Source organism: uncultured Intestinimonas sp. (assembly GCF_944387245.1).
GTDB lineage: Bacteria > Bacillota > Clostridia > Oscillospirales > Oscillospiraceae > Intestinimonas.
Genome location: NZ_CALXEE010000001.1, coordinates 1 through 21,497, shown reverse-complemented (window position 1 = coordinate 21,497; position 21,497 = coordinate 1). Strand labels below are relative to the sequence as shown.

The following is a 21,497-nucleotide window of genomic DNA, read 5'->3' as shown; positions in this document are numbered from 1 at the left end:
ATGGGCCGTTATTCTCCCACGGCCCGCAGGATGACGGTGTTGTCCGGCAGAACCCGCCGGACGATCCGCTCGATGCTCTCCTCCGAAAGGCTGCACAGGCAGGCGATGGCGTCCCGGCGGGCCACCCGCTCGTCTACCTCCAGCTCCTCGGCCAAAAAGGACTCCAGGAGCATGCACTTGGTATAGAGCTGATTGGCCGCCCAGATGCCCTCCCCGGTGAGCTGCACCCGGCCGTAGTGCCGTTTGCTGACCAGTCCCTCCTGACTCAGCACCCCCATCATGTGGACCACACTGGCGGGAGAGACCCCCAGGGCCCGGGAGATGTCCACCGAGCGCACGGGCGCCCCCTCGCCGCTGAGCTGATAGATGGTGAGCAGATACCGTGTGGCCGCCGCAGACATACCCATTCCTGCCGCCTCCTTTCCTTACGCGCCGGCGAAGCCGCCGCCGAAGGCCCGGCAGCGCCCCAGGCCCTCGTCATCCGGCGTCTCATTGATCATCAGACCTTCGCCGCCGTAGAGAACGGCGCCGTCCCGCTCCGCGCGGTCCCACCAGTCCCGCATCCACTGACCGTCACCCCAGCCGTAGGAGCCGAAAAGGGCCACCTTCTTGCCGGAGAGCTTATCCTCGACGGAGGTGAAGAAGGGTTCGAACTCGTCCTCCTCCAGCACCTCGGCCCCCATGGCAGGGCAGCCAAAGGCCACCAGGTCGCTGCCGGTGACGTCGGCCTCGGAGGCTTCAGACACCGTCAGCAGCTTCACCTCGGCGCCGGCGGCCTCCGCCCCCTGGGCGATGGCCTTGGCCATGGCCTCGGTATTGCCGGTCTGGGACCAGTAGATCACAGTCATCTTGCTCATGGTAATTTCCCTCCTGTGTTGTTTGAAAAAGGTTGTCGTACTTTGAAGAGATTCACGCCGCCCGGAACACCTGGCCCAGGGTCATGCCCATGGCCAGCCGGGCGCAAAGGTACTCCCGGCACCGGTCGTACCGCCGGAACAGGGCCTTGGCCCGCTCCACGTCGGAATAGACCTTCCAGTGTCCGCACAGCTTGCAGTTACGGCCACGGTGGCGCTGGAAGCCCGCCACATCCTCCGGCGGATAGCCCAGGAAAAGACCGATCTCATGGGGAAAGTCCCCCTCTGCCCGGAGCCTCCGGCCCAGCCGGTCCAGCATGGCCCCCAGATCCTCCCCGGCGTCGTAGCCGTCCTTTTTCAGCAGGGCCGCCGACAGCGGCGCCCGCAGGGCTCGCTCCAGCTCCGCCGGACGGTAGACCAGCACCAGCAGGTTTCGGCCGCAGCCGCACATGGTGCGGAAGGCCACCCCTCTGGGGGCAAAAAGCCGCCGGTACTCCTCCAGCCGCTCCTCCAGGTCGGGAAACTCCTCCCGGGAGAGGGAGACGAGGTTGGAGGGCTTCAGGCCCGCCAGCGCAGGCGCGCAGTGATAGGCCAAAATCTGATCCAGGGTCCGTTTCATGGTCGGTCTTCTCCTTTTCTTTTAGTTAGTTCTTGCTAACCATATTTGAAAAAGAAAGGGGGGCTCACATCCCCTCCGTTTCTCTCTAGTTAGCTTTTGCTAACCACCTGGAGGATACCACACCCCACTCGTCCCTGTCAAGGGGTCAGGCAAAAAAATTCTGCCCGCCGGATTCCGGCGGGCAGGACATTACTGTGATTCCTTGGGGGCAATATGGGCCTTCAGGCGGGAAAACGTCTCCTCGCTGATGTCGTGCTCGATGCGGCAGGCGTCCTCCGCCGCCACCTCCGGGCTCACCCCCAGGGCGGTGAGCCATTCGGTGAGGAATCGGTGCCGCTCGTAGATCCGGGAGGCGATGGCCATCCCCGCATCGGTAAGGTCCAGCAGGCCATCCTTGTCCATAGTCACATAGCCGTTTTCCCGTAGCAGACTCATGGCCCGGCTCACACTGGGCTTGGAATAGTTCAGGCGGTGGGCCACATCGATGGAGCGTGCCGTCCCCTTCGCCTCCCGGATGGCCAGGATGGCCTCCAGGTAGTCCTCCGCCGATTCTTGGATCTTCAATGGGTTTCCCTCCCGGTCAGACTGTCCCCGCGTCAACGCCACGGGCAGATGGTATTGTTATATTTTAGCACATTCCCGCTCCGGGCACAAGGGGTGCGGTCCTCCGGTCCCCCACGGAGAATTTTTCCTGCGGGGTATTGACAGGATCGGTTAGCAATGGTAAACTAACCGTCGTCAGATAGTTAGTAATAGCTAACCGTTTGCTGCGTGCCCCTGCACACAGCGGTATCATAAGGAGAGGTGATCGTTATCATGCCCCTGACTATGGCCCCTTCCGGTTCTGCCAACCGGGTAAAAAAGATCAATGGACGAGACGACACACGCCGTTTTCTGGAGAGCCTTGGCTTGGTGGAGGGCGGCGAGGTGACCGTAATCTCCGAAATGGGCGGAAACCTGATCGTCAATGTCAAGGATACCCGCATCGCCCTGAGTAAGAGCATGGCGGGGCGCATCCTGGTGTAACAGCAAGGAGAGGAGGAAACCATCGTGACTTTGAGAAACGTCAAAGTGGGACAGACCGTACAGGTGACCCGGCTCAACGGCGAGGGTGCCCTGCGCCGGCGCATCATGGACATGGGCATCACCAAGGGCGCCACCGTCTATGTCCGCAAGGTCGCTCCCCTGGGCGACCCCGTGGAGATCACCGTCCGCGGATACGAGCTGTCCATCCGCAAGGGCGACGCCGAGTGTATCGAGGTGCAGTGAGCACACAGAACGGGCGGGAGACCGCCCATCCCTTTTGTATTTGAGTTAGCAAGAGATAACCAGCCTTCAAAGACTGAATTTGTCAGCGGGGATGCCCCCGCAGAGGAGGAATCGATCAACATGTCTATCACCATCGCCCTTGCCGGCAATCCCAACTGCGGCAAGACCACCATGTTCAACGCCCTCACCGGCTCCGCCCAGTTCGTGGGCAACTGGCCGGGCGTCACCGTGGAGAAAAAGGAGGGCCGGCTCAAGGGCCGCAAGGATGTGGCCATCATGGACCTGCCCGGCATCTACTCCCTGTCCCCCTACACCTTGGAAGAGGTGGTGGCCCGGAACTACCTGACCCGTGAGCGTCCCGACGTCATCCTCAACCTGGTGGATGCCTCCAACATCGAGCGCAACCTCTACCTCACCACCCAGCTGCTGGAGCTGGGCATCCCGGTGGTGGTGTCCCTCAACATGATCGACGTGGTCAAGAAACGGGGCGATAAGATCGACACTGCCAAACTCTCGGCCACCCTGGGCTGTCCGGTGGTGGAGACCGCCGCCGTCAGAGGCGAGGGCTGTATAGCCGCCGCCGAAAAGGCCGCCGCCCTGGCCCTGACCAAGGAGTCCTTTGCCCCCCGGCATGCCTTTGCCCAGCCGGTGGAGGAGGCCCTCAGCTCCATTTCCCAGCTGGTGAAGGACGTGGTCCCCTCCGACTCTCTGCGCTGGTATGCCATCAAGCTCTTCGAGCGGGATGAGAAGGTCATGGCCGGCTTCACCCTCTCCGCCGACGTCTCCGCCCGCCTGGAGGGCCTCATCAAGGACTGCGAGGACGCCATGGACGATGACAGCGAGTCCATCATCACCAACGAGCGATATACCTATATTTCCAAGGTCATGGACCACTGTGTGAAAAAGGTCCGCGCCGGCCTCTCCACCTCGGACAAGATCGACCGGATCGTCACCCACCGGGTGCTGGCCCTGCCCATCTTCGCCGTAGTCATGTTCCTGGTATACGCCCTCTCCATGGGCAGCTTTGCCATTGAGACGGATACCGTTACCATCCCCATCTCCATCGGCACCGCCGCCACCGAGTGGACCAACGACGTTCTCTTCGGCCAGATCGTCCCCAACTTCCTCAACGGCTTCCTCCTGGGCGCCGACGGCGCCCCCGTCATCGCCCAGTGGCTCTACGGCCTCGTCATGGACGGCATCGTGGCCGGCGTGGGCGCGGTCCTCGGCTTCGTGCCCCAGATGCTGGTCCTCTTCCTCCTGCTGTGCATCCTGGAGGACATCGGCTACATGGCCCGCATCGCCTTTATCATGGACCGGATCTTCCGCCGCTTCGGCCTTTCCGGCAAGAGCTTCATCCCCATGCTGGTGGCCACCGGCTGCGGCGTCCCCGGCATCATGGCCTCCCGCACCATCGAGCAGGACCGTGACCGCAAGCTCACCGTCATGACCACCGGCTTCATCCCCTGCGGCGCCAAAATGCCCATCATCGGCCTCTTTGCCGGCGCCCTCTTCGGCGGCTCGGCCTGGGTGGCCACCTCTGCCTACTTCATTGGCGTAGCCGCCGTGGTCATCTCCGGCATCATCCTGAAGAAAACCCGCATCTTTGCCGGCGACCCCGCCCCCTTCGTCATGGAACTGCCCGCCTACCACATCCCCAAGCCCGTCAACATCCTCCGGGGCACCTGGGAGCGGGGCTGGTCCTTCATCAAGCGGGCAGGCACCGTGATCCTCCTCTCCTCCGTGGTACTGTGGTTCCTCCAGGGCTATGGCATGGTGGACGGCACTCTCCAGGCCGTGGAGGACAACAACACCTCCCTGCTGGCCACCATCGGCTCCGGCATCGCCTTCCTCTTCGCCCCTCTGGGCTTCGGCTCCTGGAAGCCCGCCGTGGCCGTCTTCACCGGCCTTGTGGCCAAGGAGAACGTGGTGGGCACCTTCGGCGTCCTCTACCAGTTCGCCGGTGAGCTCTCCGACAACGGCGACGAGATCTGGGGCAACATCGCCCGCGACTTCACCGGCATCACCGCCTACAGCTTCATGATCTTCAACCTACTGTGCGCCCCCTGCTTCGCCGCCATGGGCGCCATCAAACGGGAGATGAACAGCCCCAAGTGGACTCTGGGCGCCATCGGCTATATGTGCGGCTTTGCCTATGTGATCTCCCTGATGGTCTATCAGTTTGGCGGTCTCATCACCGGTCAGGTTAGCTTTGGTGCGGGCACCGTGGCCGCCGTCCTCTGCCTGGCCGCCCTCATCTTCCTGCTCTTCCGCAAGGGCTACCAGGGCGACACCGTCCGGCTCCGGGCCGTGGACGCCGTCCGGACCTGAACCATCTCATCTCTGAAAGGAGGCTTTTCTCTATGGAAACCATCATCGTCGGCGTCATCGTGCTGGCCATTCTGGGCCTGGCCGCCCGCAGCGTGGTCAAGGGCCACAAGGAGGGCGGCTGCTCCGGCTACGGCGGGAGCTGCGGCGGGAGCTGCGGCGGCAGCTGCCACTGCTCCGGCGAACACCACTGAACATGCAGAAAGGTCCCGGTACATCACGGATGTACCGGGACCTTTTCCTTATCGTTCGGGGAGCCGCTGGGCGTCCTCCTGGGCCATCAGGCGGCCCAGCTTCAGCATCTCAGGGACGATGAAGAGGGCCACGATGATCCCCGAGGAGATGTCGGCGATGGGGCCGGCGTAGAGGATGCCGTCCAGGCCGAAAAAGATGGGCAGAATGAGCAGCAGGGGGATGAGCAGCAGCAACTGCCGCAGCATGGAGAGCAGCGACGCCTTCAGCGGCTGGCCGGTGGCCTGGAAGTAGCTTGTGGAAATAATCTGGAAACCGGCGCAGAAGATTCCAAACATGTAGGTCCTCATGCACCGGACACCGAAGTCAGCGAAGTTCTGGTCGCCGCTGCCAAAGAGGGAGAGGATGAGCTCAGGCACCGTCTGGCAGACCACCCAGCCGGCGGTAATTGCCACTGTGGCGGTGATGACGGCGATGAGATAGGTCTTTTTCACCCGGTGGAACTTCCGGGCACCCCGGTTGAAGCCCAGGATGGCCTGAGCGCCCATACCGATGCCCACGCAGATGGAGCCCAGGATCATGGCGATCTTCATGACGATGCCCATGGCCGCCTGGGCGGTCTCACCACCCACGGGGTTCAGGTCTCCGTAGTACTTTAGGGAATTGTTCATGACAATCTGCATGATGCAGGCCACGCCCTGGGTGATGCCGGAGGAGATGCCCAGGGCGCAGATACGGCTGCACAGGTCTCCCCGCAGCCCCATAAGACGCCGGTCAAAGCGCATGTGGATGCCCTTTTTCCAAAAGTAGAGGGCCAGGACCACAGCGGAGATGAGCTGGGAGGTGATGGTGGCGATGGCGGCGCCACGGACGCCCCAGTGGAAGATGAAAATGTAGATGGGGTCCAGGATGGTGTTGAGGACGGCGCCAATGATGATGCCGTACATGGACATTCTGGGACTGCCGTCGGCCCGGACCATGTTGGAGAGGGTCACCGACAACACGCTGAAGGGAGCGCCAATCAGAATGACAGAGGTGTAATCCTTGGCATAGGGCATCACGGTATCCTTGGCGCCGAAGGCCCGGAGCATGGGCTCCAGGAAAATCAGGCCCAGGGCCATCATGGCGATGCCGGCCAGGATGGACAGGATAAACAGGTTGTTGAGGGTGCGCCCCGCGGCCTCCTCGTCGCCCTCGCCCATCTTGATGGAGGCGTAGGCGCAGCCGCCGGAGCCGATCATGGTGGATACGGCCAGCATGATGGTGACCACCGGGAAGGCGATGGTGGTGGCGGCGTTGCCCAGCACGCCCACGCCCTGGCCGATGAAGATCTGGTCCACGATGTTGTAGACCGAGTTGACCAGCATGGAGACCACCGAAGGCACGGAAAATGCCAACAGCAGTTTGCCGACGGGCTCATAGCCCAGAGGGTTTTCCCCCGGTCGTCTCCCCTGTTCCAACTGTTCAGATGCCATTGTTCTCTTTCTCCTCCTGTTCCAGTGCCAGAAGGGCGTTTTCGGCAATGCGGGCCACCAGGCCCTTGGCCGCCTCCGCCTCCTCCGGTGTCATCCCCCGGGTAAGCATCTCGTTCCAACGGACGCGGGCGGCAGAGGCCTCCCGGACCACAGGCTCGGCCGCCTCCGTGGCATACAGCCGCCGTACCCGCTTGTCGTGCTCGTCCGCCTCAGAGCGGACATAGCCCAGCTCCTCCAGCTTCTGTACCGCCCGGGTCACCGTCCCCTTGTCGTAGAGGCCCATCCGCGCCAGATCGTACATGCTGATCCCCCGGTGCTCATGGATGCGCAGGAGGAAGAACTGCTGGCCGCAGCCGATCCCCCATGGCGCCAGGACCCGGTCATAAAAGCGGTTGGCCATCCGATAGGCGATGGAGATGTTCCGACCCAGGAACACAGACTCGTCCATAGTGCCTGTCCCCTTTCCGTGGTGCTCCATGCTCACGGCGCTCTCTCGGCCGCCGTTTCCCAGGGCCTGTACAGGATATCATATAATAGTTGCATGGTCAATCATAATCGACAAAAGTCCCCTGCTTTCCGTGTCGGGAAAACAGGGGACTTTTTCAGGACAGAGAACGGAAATAGGCCAGATTCCAGAGATAGGAGGGATCATCCGGCTTGTAGCTGCCTGCCCGCTGGTTCCAGGCTTCGGCCTCCGCATGGCGGCCAAGGCGGTCATTGCACACGCACAGCTGGATGCAGGGAAGGAAGCCGTAACAGTCCGGCTGGACAAAGCCGCCGCCCTCGTCGCTCCGCTCCCGGGTGAGGGCCAGCTCATACCAGAAGATGGCCCGCCGCCACGTCTCCCGGGCCTGGAAGTAGGCACCCAGGGCGCAGCAGGTCTCCGCCCTGGGATCGTCATAGCGGAAGCTGTCCAGCAGGGCCTGGAGGGCTCCGGCCTCATCTCCCCCCTCCAGACGGCATCGGGACAGAAGCCGGCAGGCCTCAATCTCGTTCTCCACCCAGCCGCCTCCACGGTCCAGGAACTGCTCCAGCACTTCCGCCGCCGCCCCGTACCTCCGGTGGTCCATGAGCTCCCGGGCATAATAGAACCGCTCCCGAGGAGAGAAGTCCTCCCCTCGGGCCTTTTTTTGCTCATAGATGCGCAGGTTCCGATCCGGATCGCCGGCCCCCTCCTTCCGGTGGGTCACCGCCGCCTTGGACCAGACCATCTTGCCGAAGGGGGCGATGGCCTCGTGGACCGCCCCCTCCCACAGGTCCCGGCCCAGATTCCGCACCAGCCGCTCCCGGTAACAGGTGAAGACCGGCCGCCCGCCCTCGTCCAGGCCGCTGTGGTAGGGCATCATCACCATATCCACATCGGGGGACAGGGTCCGCTTGAGGTCCAGAAATGCCTCCCGGTCCTCCGGAAGCAGGACATCGTCCGCATCCAGCCACATGAGGTACTCCATCCGCCCTTTGGAAAAGGCAAAATTCCGGGCGGCAGCGAAGTCGTCCCGCCAGGGGAAGTCGTAGACACGGTCGGTGTAGGACAGGGCCACCTCTCTGGTGGCGTCGGTGCTGCCGGTGTCCACGACGACCATCTCGTCCACCAGCCCCGCCGCACTGTCCAGGCAGCGGCCCAGCACCTTCTCCTCATTCTTTACGATCATACACAGGCTGATCGTCGCCATGGGACCACCTCCTCCGCCCAGCCTATGTACCACTTGGGGAGATGGTGACAAAAGAGCGCCCACGGGGCGGTTGTGGGACCGCACCCATGGGCGCTCTTTACAAGCGTTCGTTTCAGCCCTGCTTGGCCTGCTCCTCCCGGATGAGGATTTTGAGGGCCTCGATGCCTACCTCGATGGCGGCGGAAGTATCATGGCTCTCCTGCTGATCCAGGCCAGCGGCCTCCCGCTCCTGGTTCCACACCACGTGGAAGCAGGAACCGCAGCGCACGCCCAGGGCGGCGGCACAGCAGAAGAGGGCAGCGGACTCCATCTCGGAGGCCAGGACGCCCAGGCGCTTCCACGCCTCCCACTTGGCCTGGAGCTCATAGCTTACCGGCATGCGGGCGGGGTCGTGCTGGCCGTAGAAGGAGTCCTTGCACTGGACCACACCGGCGTGCCAGGGCTTGCCCAAGCTCTTGGCGGCCTGAACCAGGGCCTCCTGGATGCGGTAGTCGGACACGGCGGGGAACTCGATGGGGGCGTACTCCCGGCTGGCGCCCTCATGGCGGACAGCGCCGGTGGCGATGACCACGTCGTCGCTCTGGACCTGAAGGGCGATGCCGCCGCAGGTGCCCACCCGGATGAAGGTGTCGGCACCGATGGCATGGAGCTCCTCCATGGCGATGACGGCGGAGGGACCGCCGATACCGGTGGAACACACAGAAACCTTCTCCCCCAGGAGCGTGCCGGTATAGACGGTATATTCCCGGTTGGACTGGACCTTGACGGGATCATCAAAATAGGCGGCAATCTTCTCGCACCGGCCGGGATCGCCCGGCAGGATACAATACCGACCTACGTCGCCTTCTTTACACTGAATATGGAACTGAAGCTCATGCTGCTGCATCTGCTCGCCTCCTGTAACATTAGGGTAGTTTGATTCTACCACATCTCACCTATTTTTGCAAGAAAACCGCCTTCTCCCAGCCGGTTGTAACCATTTGTAATTGCAATTTTTCCGTCGTTTCGCTACAATGTAGTATACCAGTTTGGGGCCAGTGCCGTTCTTCCGTCTCCGGTAGAGGAACTCCCCCATCTTAAACGCCCGGCGTGACCTCTTCGCCGGTGGAAAGAAGGCATTTATGAAACGAAGCGCTCTCCTGTGCGTGCTGGCCCTCATCCTGGGCGCCACCGCCGGTCTGCTCCTCAACTTCAGTCAGCTTGACGGCCGCGGGCTTCTGGCCTCAAGCGCCGCAGCTGCCACCACTCCAAGCACCGCCCTGCTCAGCCCCCACACTCCGGCTAGCTCCGTCGATCCGGACAGCAACGCCCCGCTGTTAGATGCGGGAAATGCCGTCCTCTCCGCCCTCAAAAAGGACGATATCCAGACGTTGTCCACTTTGGTGGACCCGGAGCGGGGTGTGACCTTTACTCCCTATTCCACCGTGGACCCCCACAGCGATCTCACATTCTCCCCCGACCAACTCTCCCAGGCGGGCGCCAACGGCACCCGCTATGTCTGGGGCTATACCCAGGGCAAGGGGGAACCCATCACCATGACGCTACCGGAGTATCTGGACGCCTACGTCTTTAACATTGACTATACCCAGGCTCCTATCATCGGAGTGGACTCTGTCCTCTCCTCCGGCAACTCCCTGGAGAACGTACAGGACGCCTATCCGGGGGACCGTTTTTTGGAGTACTACTTCCCGGGTCAGGACCCGGAGGTGGGCGGCCTGGACTGGTGCGCCCTTAAGCTGGTCTTCCGCGATGTAGACGGCAACGGCTCCTATCGACTGGTGGGAGTCATCCACAGTGAGTGGACCATCTGAATGTAAATCAAAACCGCCGCTTTTCCGGATATTTCGGAAAAGCGGCGGTTTTTCCTTATTTGGCCACACACCAGCGCACCATCACACGGAAGAGGTCCCCATCCAGCTCAGCGGAGACGGTATGTCCCATCCGCTCCACCAGGGCTTTCACAATGGCCAGGCCCAGTCCGGTGGACTGGCCGGTGCGCATCTTGTCAGCAGTAAAGAACCGGTCAAACACGTGCTCCACATCCTCCTGAGTCAGGCCGGGAGCGTCATTGGCGAAGACAGACACCACCTCGTCGCCCTCCTGATAAAGGAGGATGGACATTCTGGATCTGCCATGCTCCATGGCGTTGCGGATGAGGTTGGTGAACACCCTCAATACCCCCGCCGGGTCGGCGATCACGGCCGGCAGGCCCTCCCGGAGCTCTACCGTCATATCAAATCCTTCGAAGTCGTTATAGAATTCCGCCACCAGCTCGCTGAGCACGTGGTAAAGATCCACACGCTCCCGGGAGAGGGGATACTCGCCCCCCTCCAGCCGGGAGAGGTCATAGAAGCTGACGATCATACTCTGGAGGGCCTTAGCCCGGCCTTGGACAATGGCCAGATACTCCCGCCGCTCCTCTCCCGTCAGGCCCTCCCCCTCCAGCAGCTGGAGATAGCCCAGGATAGAGGTGAGGGGGGTGCGCAGGTCGTGGGAGATGTTGGCGATCTGCTGCCGGATGGCCTGCTCCTGACGGCGGTAGTCCCCCTCTTCCCGCTCCCGCAGGTCCAGCAGGGCGTTGATGGCCGTGAGCAGCTCCTCCGCCGCGGCGTTGGGGGCCGCCATGGATACCCGGGGACGCCCGGAGCGGAGCTGCTTGGCACAGGTGCGGATGTCCCGCTCCAGGGCATAGAGCCGCAGACCCAGCACCAGGCAGAGCAGACCCAGTACCACCAGCAGGATGAGCATGCTCGCTTCTCCCCTTTCTATCGGATTTCCCGACGCCGGAACAGCAGCAGCCCCAGCCCCGTGGTGAGCCCCAGCCATAGGGTCCCCGTCAGCCAACTGTTGCCCAGCGTGGGTGGAGCATTCCCATAGCTATAGACAAAATAGGCACTGGTGAGCAGAAAGGGCCGCACCATCTCGGCCAGACGGTTGATCAGGTCTCCCACCACTCCCATGCCCATCACCCGGACTGCGGCCAGGGTCAACTCGCCCAGGATGATGTAGAGGTAATAAAGTACCGTTCCCGCTCCGGCAGGACGGATGGTAAAGACCAGAAAATAGGCCAGGGACACCGCTCCCACATATCGGGGCAGGGAGTGGAGCATAGCGATCAGCAGGGCCATGCTCGCCAGCGCCCTGTCCTCCCGGCTCAAAGCCAGCACAGCAGAGGGAGAGAGTGCTCCCAGAAAAAAGGCCACCGTGGTGAGCAGGAAGAGAGCTGTCCCCACCAGCAGGGCGGCATAGAGCTTCCCCAGGTAAATTCGGACCCGTGGCAGGCCGAAGGAGACCTCATTGGTCAGGCTTCCCGCCCGATCCAGTCCGCCTCCCGCCCAGTCAGCCAGTGGCAGCGCCACATAGAGTCCGATCACCATAAAGTTTTGGAAGGCCTGGAGGCACTCCGAAGGCGGATTTCCTCTGAGGGTAAGTCCCGTCAAAAAGGTCAGGAGCAAATAGATCCCCCAGCCCAGGCAGGCGGTCCGCCGCCGGGTCATCCGCCACAGCTCGGCACTGAGATAGTTGAGCATGGCCGTCCCGGCCTCCTTTCAGCTGATCTCGCGCCGGCGGAAGCACCACAGGCCCAAGGCCGTGGTACCCACACACCAGCCCGCACCCACGGCCCAGGCCCAGGCCACCCGGGACCAGTCCCAGATGGCGTCGGTGAGGTTCTCCAGGGGCGAGGTAAGGAGGAGCCCCTTAACCGCCAGCAGAGCGTCCGCCAGGGCGGGGGCGGGCAAGCTGACCAACAGAGACAGGAAGGTGAGCAGCTGTCCGAGAATGGCCAGAATTCCCAGGCCCAGGATGGTACCGGCGGTGTTGCCCCGAATGGTGAAGGCGCACATGGTGAAGAGGGCCTGGGCACCCAGCCACACCGGGAAGGCACAAAGCAGCGCAAAGCCCAGCACCTTCAGGGCCTCCAGGGCAGCGTCGTCTCCGGGGAGCATGAGGGCACACAGCAGAGCATACCAGCCCAGCAGCAGGGCGCAGGTCCCAATGGACAGCAGAACGCCGGCAAAGAGTTTGCCCAGGTAGATTCGGGTCCGAAGGATACCGTAGGCCACCTCATTTTTCAGGGTGTTGAACTTGTACTGGTCGGAGAAAACGATGTCAGAGGTGATGGCTGTGGCGTAATAGCCCAGGGACAAAAGGTAGAGCAGCATGGTAAAGCCCGCGGAGGCCGTCATGTTGACTGCGTCCCCATTGAGCCAGGCCCACAGCAGGACCAGTACCAGCTCCAGTCCTCCCACAATAAGGAGGGCCATCCACAGATAGGACCGGTGGAGCATCTTATAGCACTCGGCACGGAGGTAGTCAAGCATGGCGGACACCTCCGATCAGGCCCAGGAAGTAGTCCTCCAGGTCGGTATTCTTACTCTCCGCCCCGATGAGAGCTACGCCCTCCTCCACAAGGGCGGCGGTGACCACCTGGGGCCGGTCCAGGAAGGCATAGAGCCGCAGCACATTGCCTGGGAGCACCTCATACTCCCGGGTGTCCAGCCGCTGCTCCAGGGCCAGGGCGGCTCTGGAGGCGTCGTCCACCGTGAGTTGGAGACAGGCACGGCACTTCTCCCGCAGCTTCTGGGCGGAGATCTGCTCCAGCATGTGGCCCTTATCCAAAAAGCCGTAGTGGGTGGCCACGTTGGAGAGTTCTGAGAGGATGTGGCTGGAGATGAGGATGGTGGTCTCCCGCTGGCGGTTGAGTTCCAACAACAGGTTGCGGAACTCCACGATCCCCTCCGGGTCCAGACCGTTGATGGGCTCGTCCAGCAGCAGCAGATCGGGGTTGTCCATGAGCGCCAGGGCCAACCCCAGCCGCTGCTTCATACCCAGGGAAAACTGCTTGAACTTTTTCTTTCCCGTCCCTCTCAGGCCCACCTGGTCCAGCACCCGGGACACACAGTCCCGGCCGGGAATACCCCGCTGGCGGCGGTAGTACTCCAGGTTCTCGGCGGCGGTGAGGTAGGGGTAGAAGCTGGGGATTTCCACCATGGCTCCCAGCCGGGCCCGGGCGGCGGAGAGCCCCTTTTCAGTGGTCTCGCCGAAGAGCTCAATCTCCCCGGAGGTGGGCACCGTCTGAGCGGTGAGCATGCGGATGATGGTGGTCTTGCCCGCTCCGTTGCGGCCTACCAGGCCGTAGATCTGGCCCTTCTCCAGCCGGAGCTCCACATCCTCCACCGCCAGGTTGGTACCGTATTTCTTGGTGAGCCCGCGGGTCACTAAGATGGGTTCTGACATCTGGCATCAGCCTTTCCTTTTGATCTTGGTTTCATCATAGCGGAAAGGCAGCAAGCCCGCATAAAGCAAAGGTGAAGAAAAGATTAAATCCATTCTCACTCCGCGTTCATCTTGAAGCCGATGCCCCACACCGTCTTGATATACTCCCGGTCCGACACCTTGGAGAGCTTGGAGCGCAGGTTGGAGATATGTACGTTTACGGTGTTGTCATCCCCCATGTATTCCCCGCCCCAGGCGCTCTCATAGAGCTGCTCCCGGGTAAAGACCTTCCTGGGATGGGACATGAGAAGGGTGAGGATCTCGAACTCCCGGGCGGTGAGGGCCACCTCTCTCCCTCCGGCGGTGACCCGGATGGCCTCCCGGTCCAGCTCCAGGTCCCCGCAGCGCAGCACCTGGCCGCCTCCGGGCGCGGAGAACTGCTTGTACCGGCGGAGCTGTGCCTCCACCCGAGCCAGGACCTCGGCGTTGTCAAAGGGCTTGGGAATGAAGTCGTCGGCACCCAGCCGCAGCACGTTCACCCGGTCCTCCAGTCCAGCTTTGGCCGAGAGAACGATAATAGGCATGGTGCGCTTCTTCCGCATCCGGGCGATGAACTCCTCACCGGTGATCCCCGGCAGCATCAGGTCCAGCAGCACCAGGTCGTAGTCATACTGTTCCGCCCACAGCACCGCCTCGCTGCCGGAAAAGGCCGGGCGGACGTCATAGCCGCCGTCGGCGAGGATGCGGCACAGGAGCCGGTTGATGTCCTGGTCGTCCTCTACCACCAGGATGTGGCAGGTCTCCATCAGAGCCGCTCCCCCTCCCTGTGGTCCCTGGCCGCCCGGTTATAGAGAGACAGCCCCAGCAGCACCATGAGGACCCCCACCACAAAGGCAAAGAGCACCGCAAGGATGCCGAAGGTGGTAAAGCTCATATACTTGTCCACCAGATTGTCATAGCCCCAGAACACACCGCCGAACATCAGCAAAAATCCGGCGATGTTGCTGGAGCTGGCCAGCGGAGCCTGGCTGATCTTCAGCTGTGCGCCGCACTGAGGGCACTTGTCCTGCACAGCTTTGATAAAATGATAGTGGTTTTCGTGGCCGCACTCCCAACAGACCCATTTCATATCACATACGCCTCCCGTTTTTCCGCCTTTTTATTTTACTCGCAGCCGCTTGGCCAGCTCCCCGTCCGGGTCCACGTAAGCGGTCTGGTAGGTGGTGTAGACCACCATGCCCGGCTTTGCCCCGGCGGGCTTTTTTACATACTTCACCGGAGTGTAATCCACCGGCACCTTCTTTCCATCCCGGGCCTGGGAGAACCAGGCCGCCAGCTTGGCCGCCTCCTCGATGCTCCCGGCATCCGGGGTCCGTCCCTCAGTCCACAGGATCACGTGGGAGCCGTGGATCTTCTGGGTGTGGAGCCACAGATCCCCCTTCCCCGCCTGTTTGGCAGTGAGGAGATCATTCTGGGTATTGTTCTTACCCACTGAGATACGCAGTCCGGCAGTGGAGCGGAACTCCATGGGCTTGGCCGCCACCTTCATCCGCTTGGCTGCCTTGGCCCCCCGGCGGAGGTACCCGGTGTCCGTGAGCTCCTGGCGGATCTCCGCAAGGTCCCGCTCGCCCTCGGCCAGGACGATGGCCTCCAACACGCTGTCCAGGTACTCCAGCTCCCGCTTGCCCTTCTCGATCTGCTCCCCCAGCACCACCTCGGCCGTCTTGGCCTTGTTGTACTCCTTATAGTACTTGGCGGCGTTCTGCTGTGGGGTGAGAAGAGGGTCCAGCGAGATGTCCACCTCCCGGCCCTCGGGGTCGTAGTAGTCGGTGAGGCGCACCGTCCCCATACCTTTGTGGAGAGCGTAAAGGTTGGAGGTGAGGATATCCCCCAGCTCCCGTTTCCGCTCCCGGTCCTTGGTGGCCTCCCGCTCCAGCTCCTGCTGGGCCACACGCCGGGCCACCCGGTCCCGGACCCGGCTCACCGCCTTCTGGAGGTCGGCGCCCCGCTGGCCCACCTTCTCCGCTGTGGCCCGACTGGCATAAAAGTCGTCCAGGAGCTTGGAAAAGCTCTCATAGCGCCGGAGCTCCGTACTGGGCCCGTACTGGAGGATGGGGAGGAAGGTGAAGTCCACCAGCTTGTCCTCCCGCACAAGGCCGTAGGGCACATAACCCTCCGGGCCTACCGCCTCCCTGAGGCGCTCCAGCTTCTCCGCCAGACTCTCCCCTCGGCTCACGCCGTTGGAGCGAAAGTCCAGCTCCCGCTCCAGCAGCGGGGGCAGACCCGGCCTGGGATCGGGGAGGCGGTAGAGAAGGCCGGGCATGATGCCCCGCTGGCCGGTGGCCACATCTCCCTCCACCCGGCGGACACAGTCGATGATCCGGTCCTCGCCGTCCAGCAGAACGAGGTTGGCCCGGCGGCCCATGGCCTCCAGCACCAGGGTGCGGCCGACCTTGTCCCCCAGCTCGTCGGTGGATTCCAGCCGCAGCAGCACGATGCGCTCCAGTTCCGGCTGCTCCAGCCGGAGGAACCGTGCACCGGTGAGGTGCTTGCGCAGGAGCATACAGAACATGGGGGGCTGGGCCGGGTTCTCCCGGACCTCCTTGGTCAGGTGCAGCCGGGGACCGTTGGGGCTGGCGGAGAGGAGGAGCTTCACATTCGCTCCCGCGCCCCGGACAGCCAGGACGATCTCGTCCCGGCTGGGCTGGTAGACCTTGTCGATCCGTCCGCCCTCCAGCACCTTTCTAAGCTCCTCCAGCACTGCCGTCAGGCAGATCGCATCCAATGCCATGCCGCGTCACTCCTCCATCATCAGGGTAAACAGCTCGTTGAGCCGGTCCGTCCGCCCCTGGAGGTAGAGGTAGCCGAAGAGGGCCTCCAGGGCGGTGGCCGTCTGGTACTCCTCCCGGCTGGCCGCCTTGGGAATGGTGTGGGGGCTGGTGTTCCGGCCCCGGCGGAACACGTCCTGTTCCTCCTCGGTGAGGACGCCCTCCAGCTTTTTGGCCATGGCCGCCTGGGCGGGCGCCGCCACAAAGTGGACGGTGGCCTTGTGGAGTCCCCGGGAGGTGGCCTTTCCGCGGAGCACCAGCCAGGAGCGTACCATCAGCTCAAAGACGCCGTCGCCCAGATGCGCAAGGCCCAGACTGCTGATGGCCCGGATCTCGTCAGGTGTTGCGTGCAAGTGGAAATAATCGGTCATGTATCTCTTCTCCGTATCTGTTCAGGATGGGCACGGAGCCTGTCCACGGCTCTCGTCGCCCGGCTTCGGAGGGCAGCAGGTCTCCGCTCGCTCCGAAGCGGTATTCTTTTACAGTGTATCACAGTGCCGCCGGGCGGTCAACAAACACCCGATCCCCGTCCTCTATCCGGCAGAATGGGCCAGCCCTTCCGGTCAAACTGAAAGCAGATGTGGCGTTCCCCCTCTATCATGCCCAGTCTGGCCAGGCAAAAAAGCCCCGGCAGAGGAAAGGGCCGGGCACAGGAGAAGGGAAAGGCCAGCCGGAATCCCCCGTCCACGGTTTGGAAGAGGGCCCGCCCCTGCCGGACCGCCATGGCCCGGAGGGCCTCTTCTCCGAATGTCAGCTTCTCCGGTTCCGTCCAGCTCCATCCGGAGGGCGCCTTCTCTCTCCCGAAGGCAAAGGCCAGTTCCAGCTCTCCCCCCACCGGCGGCCAGGCACCCTGCCGCTCCAGGGCGTCCAGGGTCAGGGTGCGCCTGATTCGGAGCTGTCCGTTTTCCGGCGCCAAAGTACCCAGCAGCGCCCGGCCGGTAGGCCCCCGGAGATAGGCCTTGTAAAGTCCCCGGCTGTCCGATGCCCGCTCCGCCGTCAGCACCGCCCGGAGCTCATCCGCCTGCACGGTCAGACTGCCGCCGCCCTCCAGCGTATACCGCCGCTCCATGTCCCTCCCCCCTCTTTTTCCTATCCTATGCGCAGCTGTGAAAGTTTTTCCCGGCAGAAGCGACATTCAGGACCTTTTTCCTGCCGCCCCGCTCATACCTGTCTCCATCGTCTGCACACAGATGAAACAAACGGCTGCCCGGTATCGGGCAGCCGTTTGTTTCATCTTATGTTGACGCGCTCGTTTCCGCAGCCTCCAGCCGGCCCATAGGCCGGTAGACCACAAAGTACATGGTGGTGAAGCAGGCCAGCCCTCCCAGGAACTGCGAGGCGGCCTCGGCAATGAATACGCCGTTGGTGCCAAAGACATAGGGCAGCAGCAGAGTGAGCGGGGCATTGATGAAGGCCTTGCGGAGGAGGGAGAAAAAGATGGCATTTTTGGCCCGCCCCAGAGCGGTGAAAATGGATTGCCCCGCCAGCTGTAAAGACATGAACATAAAGAGCGAGAAATAAGTACGCAGGGCGGGCACCCCTACCCGAACCAGCTCGTCCTCCGTAGTGAAAAGCCGGATCAGGAGCTCCGGGAAAACCATGATGACCGCCCAGGCCAAGATGGAGTAGATGACCACCACAGCGGCGGAGAAGCGGATACCCTGCCGGACCCGACGGTACAGGCCGCCGCCGTAGTTGAAGCCCAGCACCGGCTGGGCACCGTTGGTCACACCAGTGAGGGGCATGCACACAACCTCGCGGATCGAGTTAACGATGGTCATAGCGCCCACATAGAGGTCGCCGCCCCAGGTCTGAAGGGTGGCGTTGCACACCACCTGAACAAGACTGTTGGTGAGGTTGACAAAAAATCCGGCCAGACCCAGGGAGAGGATCTTTTTCACCCGCTGAAGTGTCAGGGACATCCGGCTCAGGCGCAGACGCAGGATGGCCTTCTTTCCGGTGAGGAAGCGGAGCACCCACACTGCGGAACACCCCTGGGCCAGGATAGTGGCCAGGGCCGCGCCCTGGACCCCCATGTCCAGCACAAAGATAAAAACCGGGTCCAGTACGATGTTCACAACGGCACCCAAGCCCACCGTCATCATGCCGATCTTGGCAAAACCCTGGGAGTTGATGAAGGGATTGAGGCCCAAACTGATCATCACGAAAAGGGTTCCCATGAGATAGATGGTGAGGTAGGCATCGGCATAGGGGAAGGTGGCGTCACTGGCACCGAAGAGGTAGAGCATGGGTTTCTTCACCAGCAGGCAGCCCAGTGTAGCCAGGACACCCAAAATAATGAGCAGGGTGAAGGAGTTGCCCATCACATACTCGGCCTCTTCGTTCTCCCCCTTGCCCCGATAGATGGAGCACAGAGGGGCACCGCCCATACCGCAGAGATTGGCAAAGCCCATGAGGATAGAGATGATGGGCATGGTGAGTCCGAGGCCGGTAAGGGCCAAGTGGCCGGGCAGACGCCCCAAGTACATCCGATCCACCACGCTGTATAGAACATTGATAAGCTGTGCCAGTGTCATGGGAGCCGCCAAGGTCAGGATGGTCTTGGGTATGCTTCCTTTGGAAAAATCGTTCTGCTGTTGTGCCATCCCGGCGTCTCCTCCTTGTGATTTAAAATGACAGGGACTATACTATAGGCGGGTACCCGCACCAGAACCCGTTCGGTGAACGATGTATTATTATAATACAGATCTCCGCCGAAAACAACCGGTGATGCCTCGGAATTGTTGTTTCTTCCGACACAACACCGTGAAATGAGGGATAGATCACTATGGATATCTTGTTGAAACAGGCTCAGTCATTCCTGCCGGCGCTCAGGCAGCTCAAAGACGACCTCCACCGCCACCCGGAATTAAGCTGGAGGGAGGTGCGCACCACTGCCCTTCTGAAGGAGAAGCTGACTGCTCTGGGGCTGGAGCTTATCGACCTGGGCATGGAGACCGGCTGTGCCGCCCTGCTCCGGGGCGGAAAGTCCGGCCCCACCGTGGCCCTCCGGGCCGACATCGACGCCATCGTCCAGGAGACGCCGGAGGAGGGGAAGGTGGTGTCGGAGGTGCCCGGCGTTATGCACGCCTGCGGCCACGACTTCCACACCGCCGGGCTCTACGGCGCAGCCTGTCTCCTCTCCGCCATGCGGGAGGAGCTGGCCGGGAACGTAGCCTTCCTCTTCCAGCCCGCCGAGGAGACCACCGGCGGCGCCCGTGCCATGCTCTCCCACGGGCTGTGGGAAAAGCTGCCCAGCAAACCGGCCTGTGTCTTTGGTGTCCACAACCGGCCCCAGATCCCCACCGGAAAGGTGGCTATTCAGGAGGGGCCCCTCATGTCGGAGAAGGCCAACTTCACCATTGTCCTCCACGGGGTCACCGGCCACGGCGGCACCCCGCAGAAGTGCGTGGACGTCATCGTACCGGCGGCGGCCATCATCCAGAGCATCCAGTCGGTGGTGAGCCGCAACACTGCCCCGGAGGACCCTCTTGTGTGCGCCGTCTGCTCTGTCCACGCCGGGACTCCAGAGAACTTTGCCCCCGACCTTCTAACCATGACGGGGAGCATCCGGGCCTTCTCCCATGAGACCCGGATGATGGCCCAGAACCGGGTGGAGCGGCTCACCCGTGATATCGCCTCAGCCTACGGCTGCGGCTGCGACTTTGACTGTCAGGAGGCCGCCCCCCTGCTCTCCAACTCCCCCACCATGACCGCCCTGGCTCGTCGGGCGGCGGCCGCCGTCGTGGGAGAGGATAACATTGTGGGCACAGCCCCGGAGATGAGCTCCGAGGATTTTCCCGAGTTTGGCCGGGAGGTGCCCTACTTCTTCTACTGGCTGGGCTCCGGCTTCCCCGACCGTGAAAACGCCGGCTGGCACAGTCCCAAATTCCGCACCGACGACGACGCCTTGGCCGTAGACGCCGCCCTGCTGGCCCGCTCGGCCCTGGAGGGGTTGGCCTGGCAGGGATGATCTTCCTGGGTTGGATGCGGCGGAATGGGAAATGCTAGAGGCGAGGTGATGCCCCATGCAGCGGGATTACGCCGATCTCTACGCCCTGTGCCGCCACGACCCGGAGGCGGACGCCTACCTTCACGCCCTGCCCGAGGATATTCAGTCCCGGCTCAGCGGGAGGATGAAGCAGATCAACACCCTTTCCGACCTGCGCAGCCACGCCGCCCGGCTGATGGGACGGCAGGAACACCCCTGACAGCGGCAGCCGCCCCGGCCCACCGGCCCGGGCGGCTGCCGTCCTTTTTCGGCAACTTTCCCGTTGGGCTTGCATTTTTCCCTGTTTTCCGCTATGATATGCGGAAGAAAGGGGGAACCACCCTGTGGCAGAGACCAAGACCCACAACTTTTTTCGCTTGAAGCGCAAGCTCTTCTGGGCGGCCGGAGCCGTCCTTCTCCTGCTCCTGGCCTTCTGGCTGGGCGCCCTCTGGAGGGGCCGCGAACAGCAGCCCACCATCACCAGCGACCTGCTGGGCCAACAGCTCCGGTCAGTCCAGGAGCTGGTATCAGTGGAGTACCACTACACCAACATGGGGAAATTTGAAAATCAGTTGGACTTTTACGGCTGGAAGGTGCCCTTCACCACCAAAAGCTTCCTCGTCTCCTACGACGGCGTCATCAAGGCCGGCGTGGACCTGAGCGGAGCTGAGGTGGACGTGGACGAGCTCCGGAAGGCCGTGACCATCACCCTGCCGGAGAGTAAGATCCTCTCCCACGAGATCCCGGAGGACAGCCTCCAGGTCTTTGACGAGACCCGCAACATCTTCAACCCCATTACCATCGAGGACTACACCGGCTTTACCAAGGACCAGAAGGCGGAGGTGGAGCAGAAGGCCATCGACGAGGGTCTGCTCACGGACGCCGCTGAAAAGGCCCGCGGCGCGGTGGAGACCTTTGTCTCCCTCCTCCCCGGCAGTGGCACCTACACCTGGACCATCTGCTGAACCAGCCGCAAAAAGGGCGCGTTGCAAAATGAAGCCATAAAAATGAGCGAGGTTTGGAGCCCGAAAAGGGTTTCCAAACCTCGCTC

26 protein-coding genes are annotated in these 21,497 nt (G+C 62.5%); 8 read left to right on the top strand and 18 right to left on the bottom strand.

From position 1 onward, the window contains the following. Nucleotides 1–8 precede the first annotated feature (8 nt). From Q0K15_RS00130 to Q0K15_RS00115, 4 genes are all read right to left on the bottom strand, one after another. Nucleotides 9–407 carry a metal-dependent transcriptional regulator gene (locus Q0K15_RS00130; RefSeq protein ID WP_294510193.1) on the bottom strand — a complete coding sequence of 133 codons (399 nt, stop codon included), beginning with the start codon at nucleotides 405–407 and terminating at the stop codon, nucleotides 9–11. A gap of 18 nt (nucleotides 408–425) precedes the next feature. Beyond that, complete coding sequence (locus tag Q0K15_RS00125) at nucleotides 426–857, bottom strand: flavodoxin (RefSeq protein ID WP_294510190.1); 432 nt, start codon at nucleotides 855–857, stop codon at nucleotides 426–428. A gap of 52 nt (nucleotides 858–909) precedes the next feature. Beyond that, entirely contained in the window at nucleotides 910–1,473 is a 564-nt protein-coding gene (locus Q0K15_RS00120; RefSeq protein ID WP_294510187.1) for a DUF3793 family protein, read from the bottom strand. Between the two features lie 189 nt (nucleotides 1,474–1,662). After that, nucleotides 1,663–2,037: a metal-dependent transcriptional regulator gene (locus tag Q0K15_RS00115; protein ID WP_294510184.1), complete on the bottom strand. Its 375-nt coding sequence runs from the start codon at nucleotides 2,035–2,037 to the stop codon at nucleotides 1,663–1,665. Nucleotides 2,038–2,289: 252 nt separating this feature from the next. Between Q0K15_RS00115 and Q0K15_RS00110 the strand changes: the two genes are divergently transcribed. The 4 genes from Q0K15_RS00110 (at nucleotide 2,290) to Q0K15_RS00095 (ending at nucleotide 5,264) form a co-directional block, all read left to right on the top strand. Next, nucleotides 2,290–2,499 carry a FeoA family protein gene (locus Q0K15_RS00110; RefSeq protein WP_294510181.1) on the top strand — a complete coding sequence of 70 codons (210 nt, stop codon included), beginning with the start codon at nucleotides 2,290–2,292 and terminating at the stop codon, nucleotides 2,497–2,499. A 21-nt stretch (nucleotides 2,500–2,520) separates the two neighbouring features. Next, nucleotides 2,521–2,742, top strand: coding sequence for a FeoA family protein (locus Q0K15_RS00105; RefSeq protein WP_294510440.1), 222 nt, complete (start codon nucleotides 2,521–2,523; stop codon nucleotides 2,740–2,742). A gap of 120 nt (nucleotides 2,743–2,862) precedes the next feature. After that, complete coding sequence (gene feoB, locus Q0K15_RS00100; RefSeq protein ID WP_294510179.1) at nucleotides 2,863–5,073, top strand: ferrous iron transport protein B; 2,211 nt, start codon at nucleotides 2,863–2,865, stop codon at nucleotides 5,071–5,073. A 32-nt stretch (nucleotides 5,074–5,105) separates the two neighbouring features. After that, nucleotides 5,106–5,264, top strand: coding sequence for a FeoB-associated Cys-rich membrane protein (locus Q0K15_RS00095; protein ID WP_294510175.1), 159 nt, complete (start codon nucleotides 5,106–5,108; stop codon nucleotides 5,262–5,264). Nucleotides 5,265–5,312: 48 nt separating this feature from the next. On the opposite strand, the gene Q0K15_RS00090 is transcribed toward Q0K15_RS00095, so the two are convergent. The 4 genes from Q0K15_RS00090 to udp all read right to left on the bottom strand — a co-directional run bounded on the left by Q0K15_RS00090 (nucleotide 5,313) and on the right by udp (nucleotide 9,296). Continuing rightward, complete coding sequence (locus tag Q0K15_RS00090; protein ID WP_294510172.1) at nucleotides 5,313–6,737, bottom strand: MATE family efflux transporter; 1,425 nt, start codon at nucleotides 6,735–6,737, stop codon at nucleotides 5,313–5,315. Then, nucleotides 6,727–7,185 carry a MarR family transcriptional regulator gene (locus Q0K15_RS00085; RefSeq protein WP_294510169.1) on the bottom strand — a complete coding sequence of 153 codons (459 nt, stop codon included), beginning with the start codon at nucleotides 7,183–7,185 and terminating at the stop codon, nucleotides 6,727–6,729. Before Q0K15_RS00085 ends, Q0K15_RS00090 begins: the two co-directional genes overlap by 11 nt. 154 nt (nucleotides 7,186–7,339) lie before the next feature. Further along, nucleotides 7,340–8,410: a glycosyltransferase family 2 protein gene (locus tag Q0K15_RS00080; RefSeq protein ID WP_294510166.1), complete on the bottom strand. Its 1,071-nt coding sequence runs from the start codon at nucleotides 8,408–8,410 to the stop codon at nucleotides 7,340–7,342. Nucleotides 8,411–8,522: 112 nt separating this feature from the next. Beyond that, nucleotides 8,523–9,296 carry a uridine phosphorylase gene (gene udp / locus Q0K15_RS00075; RefSeq protein WP_294510164.1) on the bottom strand — a complete coding sequence of 258 codons (774 nt, stop codon included), beginning with the start codon at nucleotides 9,294–9,296 and terminating at the stop codon, nucleotides 8,523–8,525. Nucleotides 9,297–9,531: 235 nt separating this feature from the next. Between udp and Q0K15_RS00070 the strand changes: the two genes are divergently transcribed. Continuing rightward, nucleotides 9,532–10,221 (top strand): hypothetical protein, encoded by a 690-nt coding sequence (locus Q0K15_RS00070; RefSeq protein WP_294510160.1) that lies wholly within the window; start codon nucleotides 9,532–9,534, stop codon nucleotides 10,219–10,221. Between the two features lie 55 nt (nucleotides 10,222–10,276). On the opposite strand, the gene Q0K15_RS00065 is transcribed toward Q0K15_RS00070, so the two are convergent. The 10 genes from Q0K15_RS00065 to Q0K15_RS00020 all read right to left on the bottom strand — a co-directional run bounded on the left by Q0K15_RS00065 (nucleotide 10,277) and on the right by Q0K15_RS00020 (nucleotide 19,061). Further along, on the bottom strand, nucleotides 10,277–11,158 hold the full coding sequence (locus tag Q0K15_RS00065) for a HAMP domain-containing sensor histidine kinase (protein WP_294510158.1): 882 nt from the start codon (nucleotides 11,156–11,158) through the stop codon (nucleotides 10,277–10,279). Nucleotides 11,159–11,175: 17 nt separating this feature from the next. Beyond that, complete coding sequence (locus Q0K15_RS00060; protein WP_294510155.1) at nucleotides 11,176–11,940, bottom strand: hypothetical protein; 765 nt, start codon at nucleotides 11,938–11,940, stop codon at nucleotides 11,176–11,178. A gap of 18 nt (nucleotides 11,941–11,958) precedes the next feature. Beyond that, nucleotides 11,959–12,732, bottom strand: a complete 774-nt coding sequence (locus Q0K15_RS00055) for a hypothetical protein (RefSeq protein WP_294510152.1) — start codon at nucleotides 12,730–12,732, stop codon at nucleotides 11,959–11,961. Beyond that, nucleotides 12,725–13,648, bottom strand: a complete 924-nt coding sequence (locus Q0K15_RS00050; RefSeq protein WP_294510149.1) for an ATP-binding cassette domain-containing protein — start codon at nucleotides 13,646–13,648, stop codon at nucleotides 12,725–12,727. Before Q0K15_RS00050 ends, Q0K15_RS00055 begins: the two co-directional genes overlap by 8 nt. Nucleotides 13,649–13,743: 95 nt before the next feature. After that, on the bottom strand, nucleotides 13,744–14,433 hold the full coding sequence (locus Q0K15_RS00045) for a response regulator transcription factor (RefSeq protein ID WP_294510146.1): 690 nt from the start codon (nucleotides 14,431–14,433) through the stop codon (nucleotides 13,744–13,746). Then, nucleotides 14,433–14,756 (bottom strand): hypothetical protein, encoded by a 324-nt coding sequence (locus Q0K15_RS00040; RefSeq protein ID WP_294510143.1) that lies wholly within the window; start codon nucleotides 14,754–14,756, stop codon nucleotides 14,433–14,435. Before Q0K15_RS00040 ends, Q0K15_RS00045 begins: the two co-directional genes overlap by 1 nt. Before the next feature lie 30 nt (nucleotides 14,757–14,786). Beyond that, nucleotides 14,787–16,418: an NFACT family protein gene (locus Q0K15_RS00035; RefSeq protein WP_294510140.1), complete on the bottom strand. Its 1,632-nt coding sequence runs from the start codon at nucleotides 16,416–16,418 to the stop codon at nucleotides 14,787–14,789. A gap of 6 nt (nucleotides 16,419–16,424) precedes the next feature. Further along, complete coding sequence (locus tag Q0K15_RS00030) at nucleotides 16,425–16,826, bottom strand: ribonuclease III domain-containing protein (RefSeq protein ID WP_294510137.1); 402 nt, start codon at nucleotides 16,824–16,826, stop codon at nucleotides 16,425–16,427. Between the two features lie 137 nt (nucleotides 16,827–16,963). Next, a complete protein-coding gene (locus Q0K15_RS00025; RefSeq protein ID WP_294510134.1) occupies nucleotides 16,964–17,524 on the bottom strand; it encodes a hypothetical protein in 561 nt (186 codons plus the stop codon). Nucleotides 17,525–17,690: 166 nt separating this feature from the next. After that, entirely contained in the window at nucleotides 17,691–19,061 is a 1,371-nt protein-coding gene (locus Q0K15_RS00020; protein ID WP_294510131.1) for an MATE family efflux transporter, read from the bottom strand. Nucleotides 19,062–19,243: 182 nt separating this feature from the next. Between Q0K15_RS00020 and Q0K15_RS00015 the strand changes: the two genes are divergently transcribed. The 3 genes from Q0K15_RS00015 to Q0K15_RS00005 all read left to right on the top strand — a co-directional run bounded on the left by Q0K15_RS00015 (nucleotide 19,244) and on the right by Q0K15_RS00005 (nucleotide 21,411). Next, nucleotides 19,244–20,428 carry a M20 family metallopeptidase gene (locus tag Q0K15_RS00015; protein ID WP_294510128.1) on the top strand — a complete coding sequence of 395 codons (1,185 nt, stop codon included), beginning with the start codon at nucleotides 19,244–19,246 and terminating at the stop codon, nucleotides 20,426–20,428. Nucleotides 20,429–20,483: 55 nt separating this feature from the next. Continuing rightward, nucleotides 20,484–20,666, top strand: coding sequence for a hypothetical protein (locus Q0K15_RS00010; protein ID WP_294510125.1), 183 nt, complete (start codon nucleotides 20,484–20,486; stop codon nucleotides 20,664–20,666). A 124-nt stretch (nucleotides 20,667–20,790) separates the two neighbouring features. After that, a complete protein-coding gene (locus Q0K15_RS00005; protein WP_294510122.1) occupies nucleotides 20,791–21,411 on the top strand; it encodes a DUF4230 domain-containing protein in 621 nt (206 codons plus the stop codon). The last annotated feature ends 86 nt before the right edge of the window (nucleotides 21,412–21,497 follow it).

Excerpts from the sequence above, each read along its gene's own strand:
- Q0K15_RS00130 (WP_294510193.1), bottom strand. The coding sequence starts at position 407 with ATGGGTATGTCTGCGGCGGCCACACGGTATCTGCTCACCATCTATCAG.
- Q0K15_RS00070 (WP_294510160.1), top strand. The coding sequence starts at position 9,532 with ATGAAACGAAGCGCTCTCCTGTGCGTGCTGGCCCTCATCCTGGGCGCC.
- Q0K15_RS00045 (WP_294510146.1), bottom strand. The coding sequence starts at position 14,433 with ATGGAGACCTGCCACATCCTGGTGGTAGAGGACGACCAGGACATCAAC.
- Q0K15_RS00035 (WP_294510140.1), bottom strand. The coding sequence starts at position 16,418 with ATGGCATTGGATGCGATCTGCCTGACGGCAGTGCTGGAGGAGCTTAGA.
- Q0K15_RS00110 (WP_294510181.1), top strand. The coding sequence starts at position 2,290 with ATGCCCCTGACTATGGCCCCTTCCGGTTCTGCCAACCGGGTAAAAAAG.
- udp (WP_294510164.1), bottom strand. The coding sequence starts at position 9,296 with ATGCAGCAGCATGAGCTTCAGTTCCATATTCAGTGTAAAGAAGGCGAC.
- Q0K15_RS00040 (WP_294510143.1), bottom strand. The coding sequence starts at position 14,756 with ATGAAATGGGTCTGTTGGGAGTGCGGCCACGAAAACCACTATCATTTT.
- Q0K15_RS00095 (WP_294510175.1), top strand. The coding sequence starts at position 5,106 with ATGGAAACCATCATCGTCGGCGTCATCGTGCTGGCCATTCTGGGCCTG.
- Q0K15_RS00060 (WP_294510155.1), bottom strand. The coding sequence starts at position 11,940 with ATGCTCAACTATCTCAGTGCCGAGCTGTGGCGGATGACCCGGCGGCGG.
- Q0K15_RS00120 (WP_294510187.1), bottom strand. The coding sequence starts at position 1,473 with ATGAAACGGACCCTGGATCAGATTTTGGCCTATCACTGCGCGCCTGCG.
- Q0K15_RS00010 (WP_294510125.1), top strand. The coding sequence starts at position 20,484 with ATGCAGCGGGATTACGCCGATCTCTACGCCCTGTGCCGCCACGACCCG.
- Q0K15_RS00030 (WP_294510137.1), bottom strand. The coding sequence starts at position 16,826 with ATGACCGATTATTTCCACTTGCACGCAACACCTGACGAGATCCGGGCC.
- Q0K15_RS00025 (WP_294510134.1), bottom strand. The coding sequence starts at position 17,524 with ATGGAGCGGCGGTATACGCTGGAGGGCGGCGGCAGTCTGACCGTGCAG.
- Q0K15_RS00015 (WP_294510128.1), top strand. The coding sequence starts at position 19,244 with ATGGATATCTTGTTGAAACAGGCTCAGTCATTCCTGCCGGCGCTCAGG.
- Q0K15_RS00065 (WP_294510158.1), bottom strand. The coding sequence starts at position 11,158 with ATGCTCATCCTGCTGGTGGTACTGGGTCTGCTCTGCCTGGTGCTGGGT.
- Q0K15_RS00020 (WP_294510131.1), bottom strand. The coding sequence starts at position 19,061 with ATGGCACAACAGCAGAACGATTTTTCCAAAGGAAGCATACCCAAGACC.
- feoB (WP_294510179.1), top strand. The coding sequence starts at position 2,863 with ATGTCTATCACCATCGCCCTTGCCGGCAATCCCAACTGCGGCAAGACC.
- Q0K15_RS00055 (WP_294510152.1), bottom strand. The coding sequence starts at position 12,732 with ATGCTTGACTACCTCCGTGCCGAGTGCTATAAGATGCTCCACCGGTCC.
- Q0K15_RS00125 (WP_294510190.1), bottom strand. The coding sequence starts at position 857 with ATGAGCAAGATGACTGTGATCTACTGGTCCCAGACCGGCAATACCGAG.
- Q0K15_RS00085 (WP_294510169.1), bottom strand. The coding sequence starts at position 7,185 with ATGGACGAGTCTGTGTTCCTGGGTCGGAACATCTCCATCGCCTATCGG.
- Q0K15_RS00080 (WP_294510166.1), bottom strand. The coding sequence starts at position 8,410 with ATGGCGACGATCAGCCTGTGTATGATCGTAAAGAATGAGGAGAAGGTG.
- Q0K15_RS00050 (WP_294510149.1), bottom strand. The coding sequence starts at position 13,648 with ATGTCAGAACCCATCTTAGTGACCCGCGGGCTCACCAAGAAATACGGT.
- Q0K15_RS00090 (WP_294510172.1), bottom strand. The coding sequence starts at position 6,737 with ATGGCATCTGAACAGTTGGAACAGGGGAGACGACCGGGGGAAAACCCT.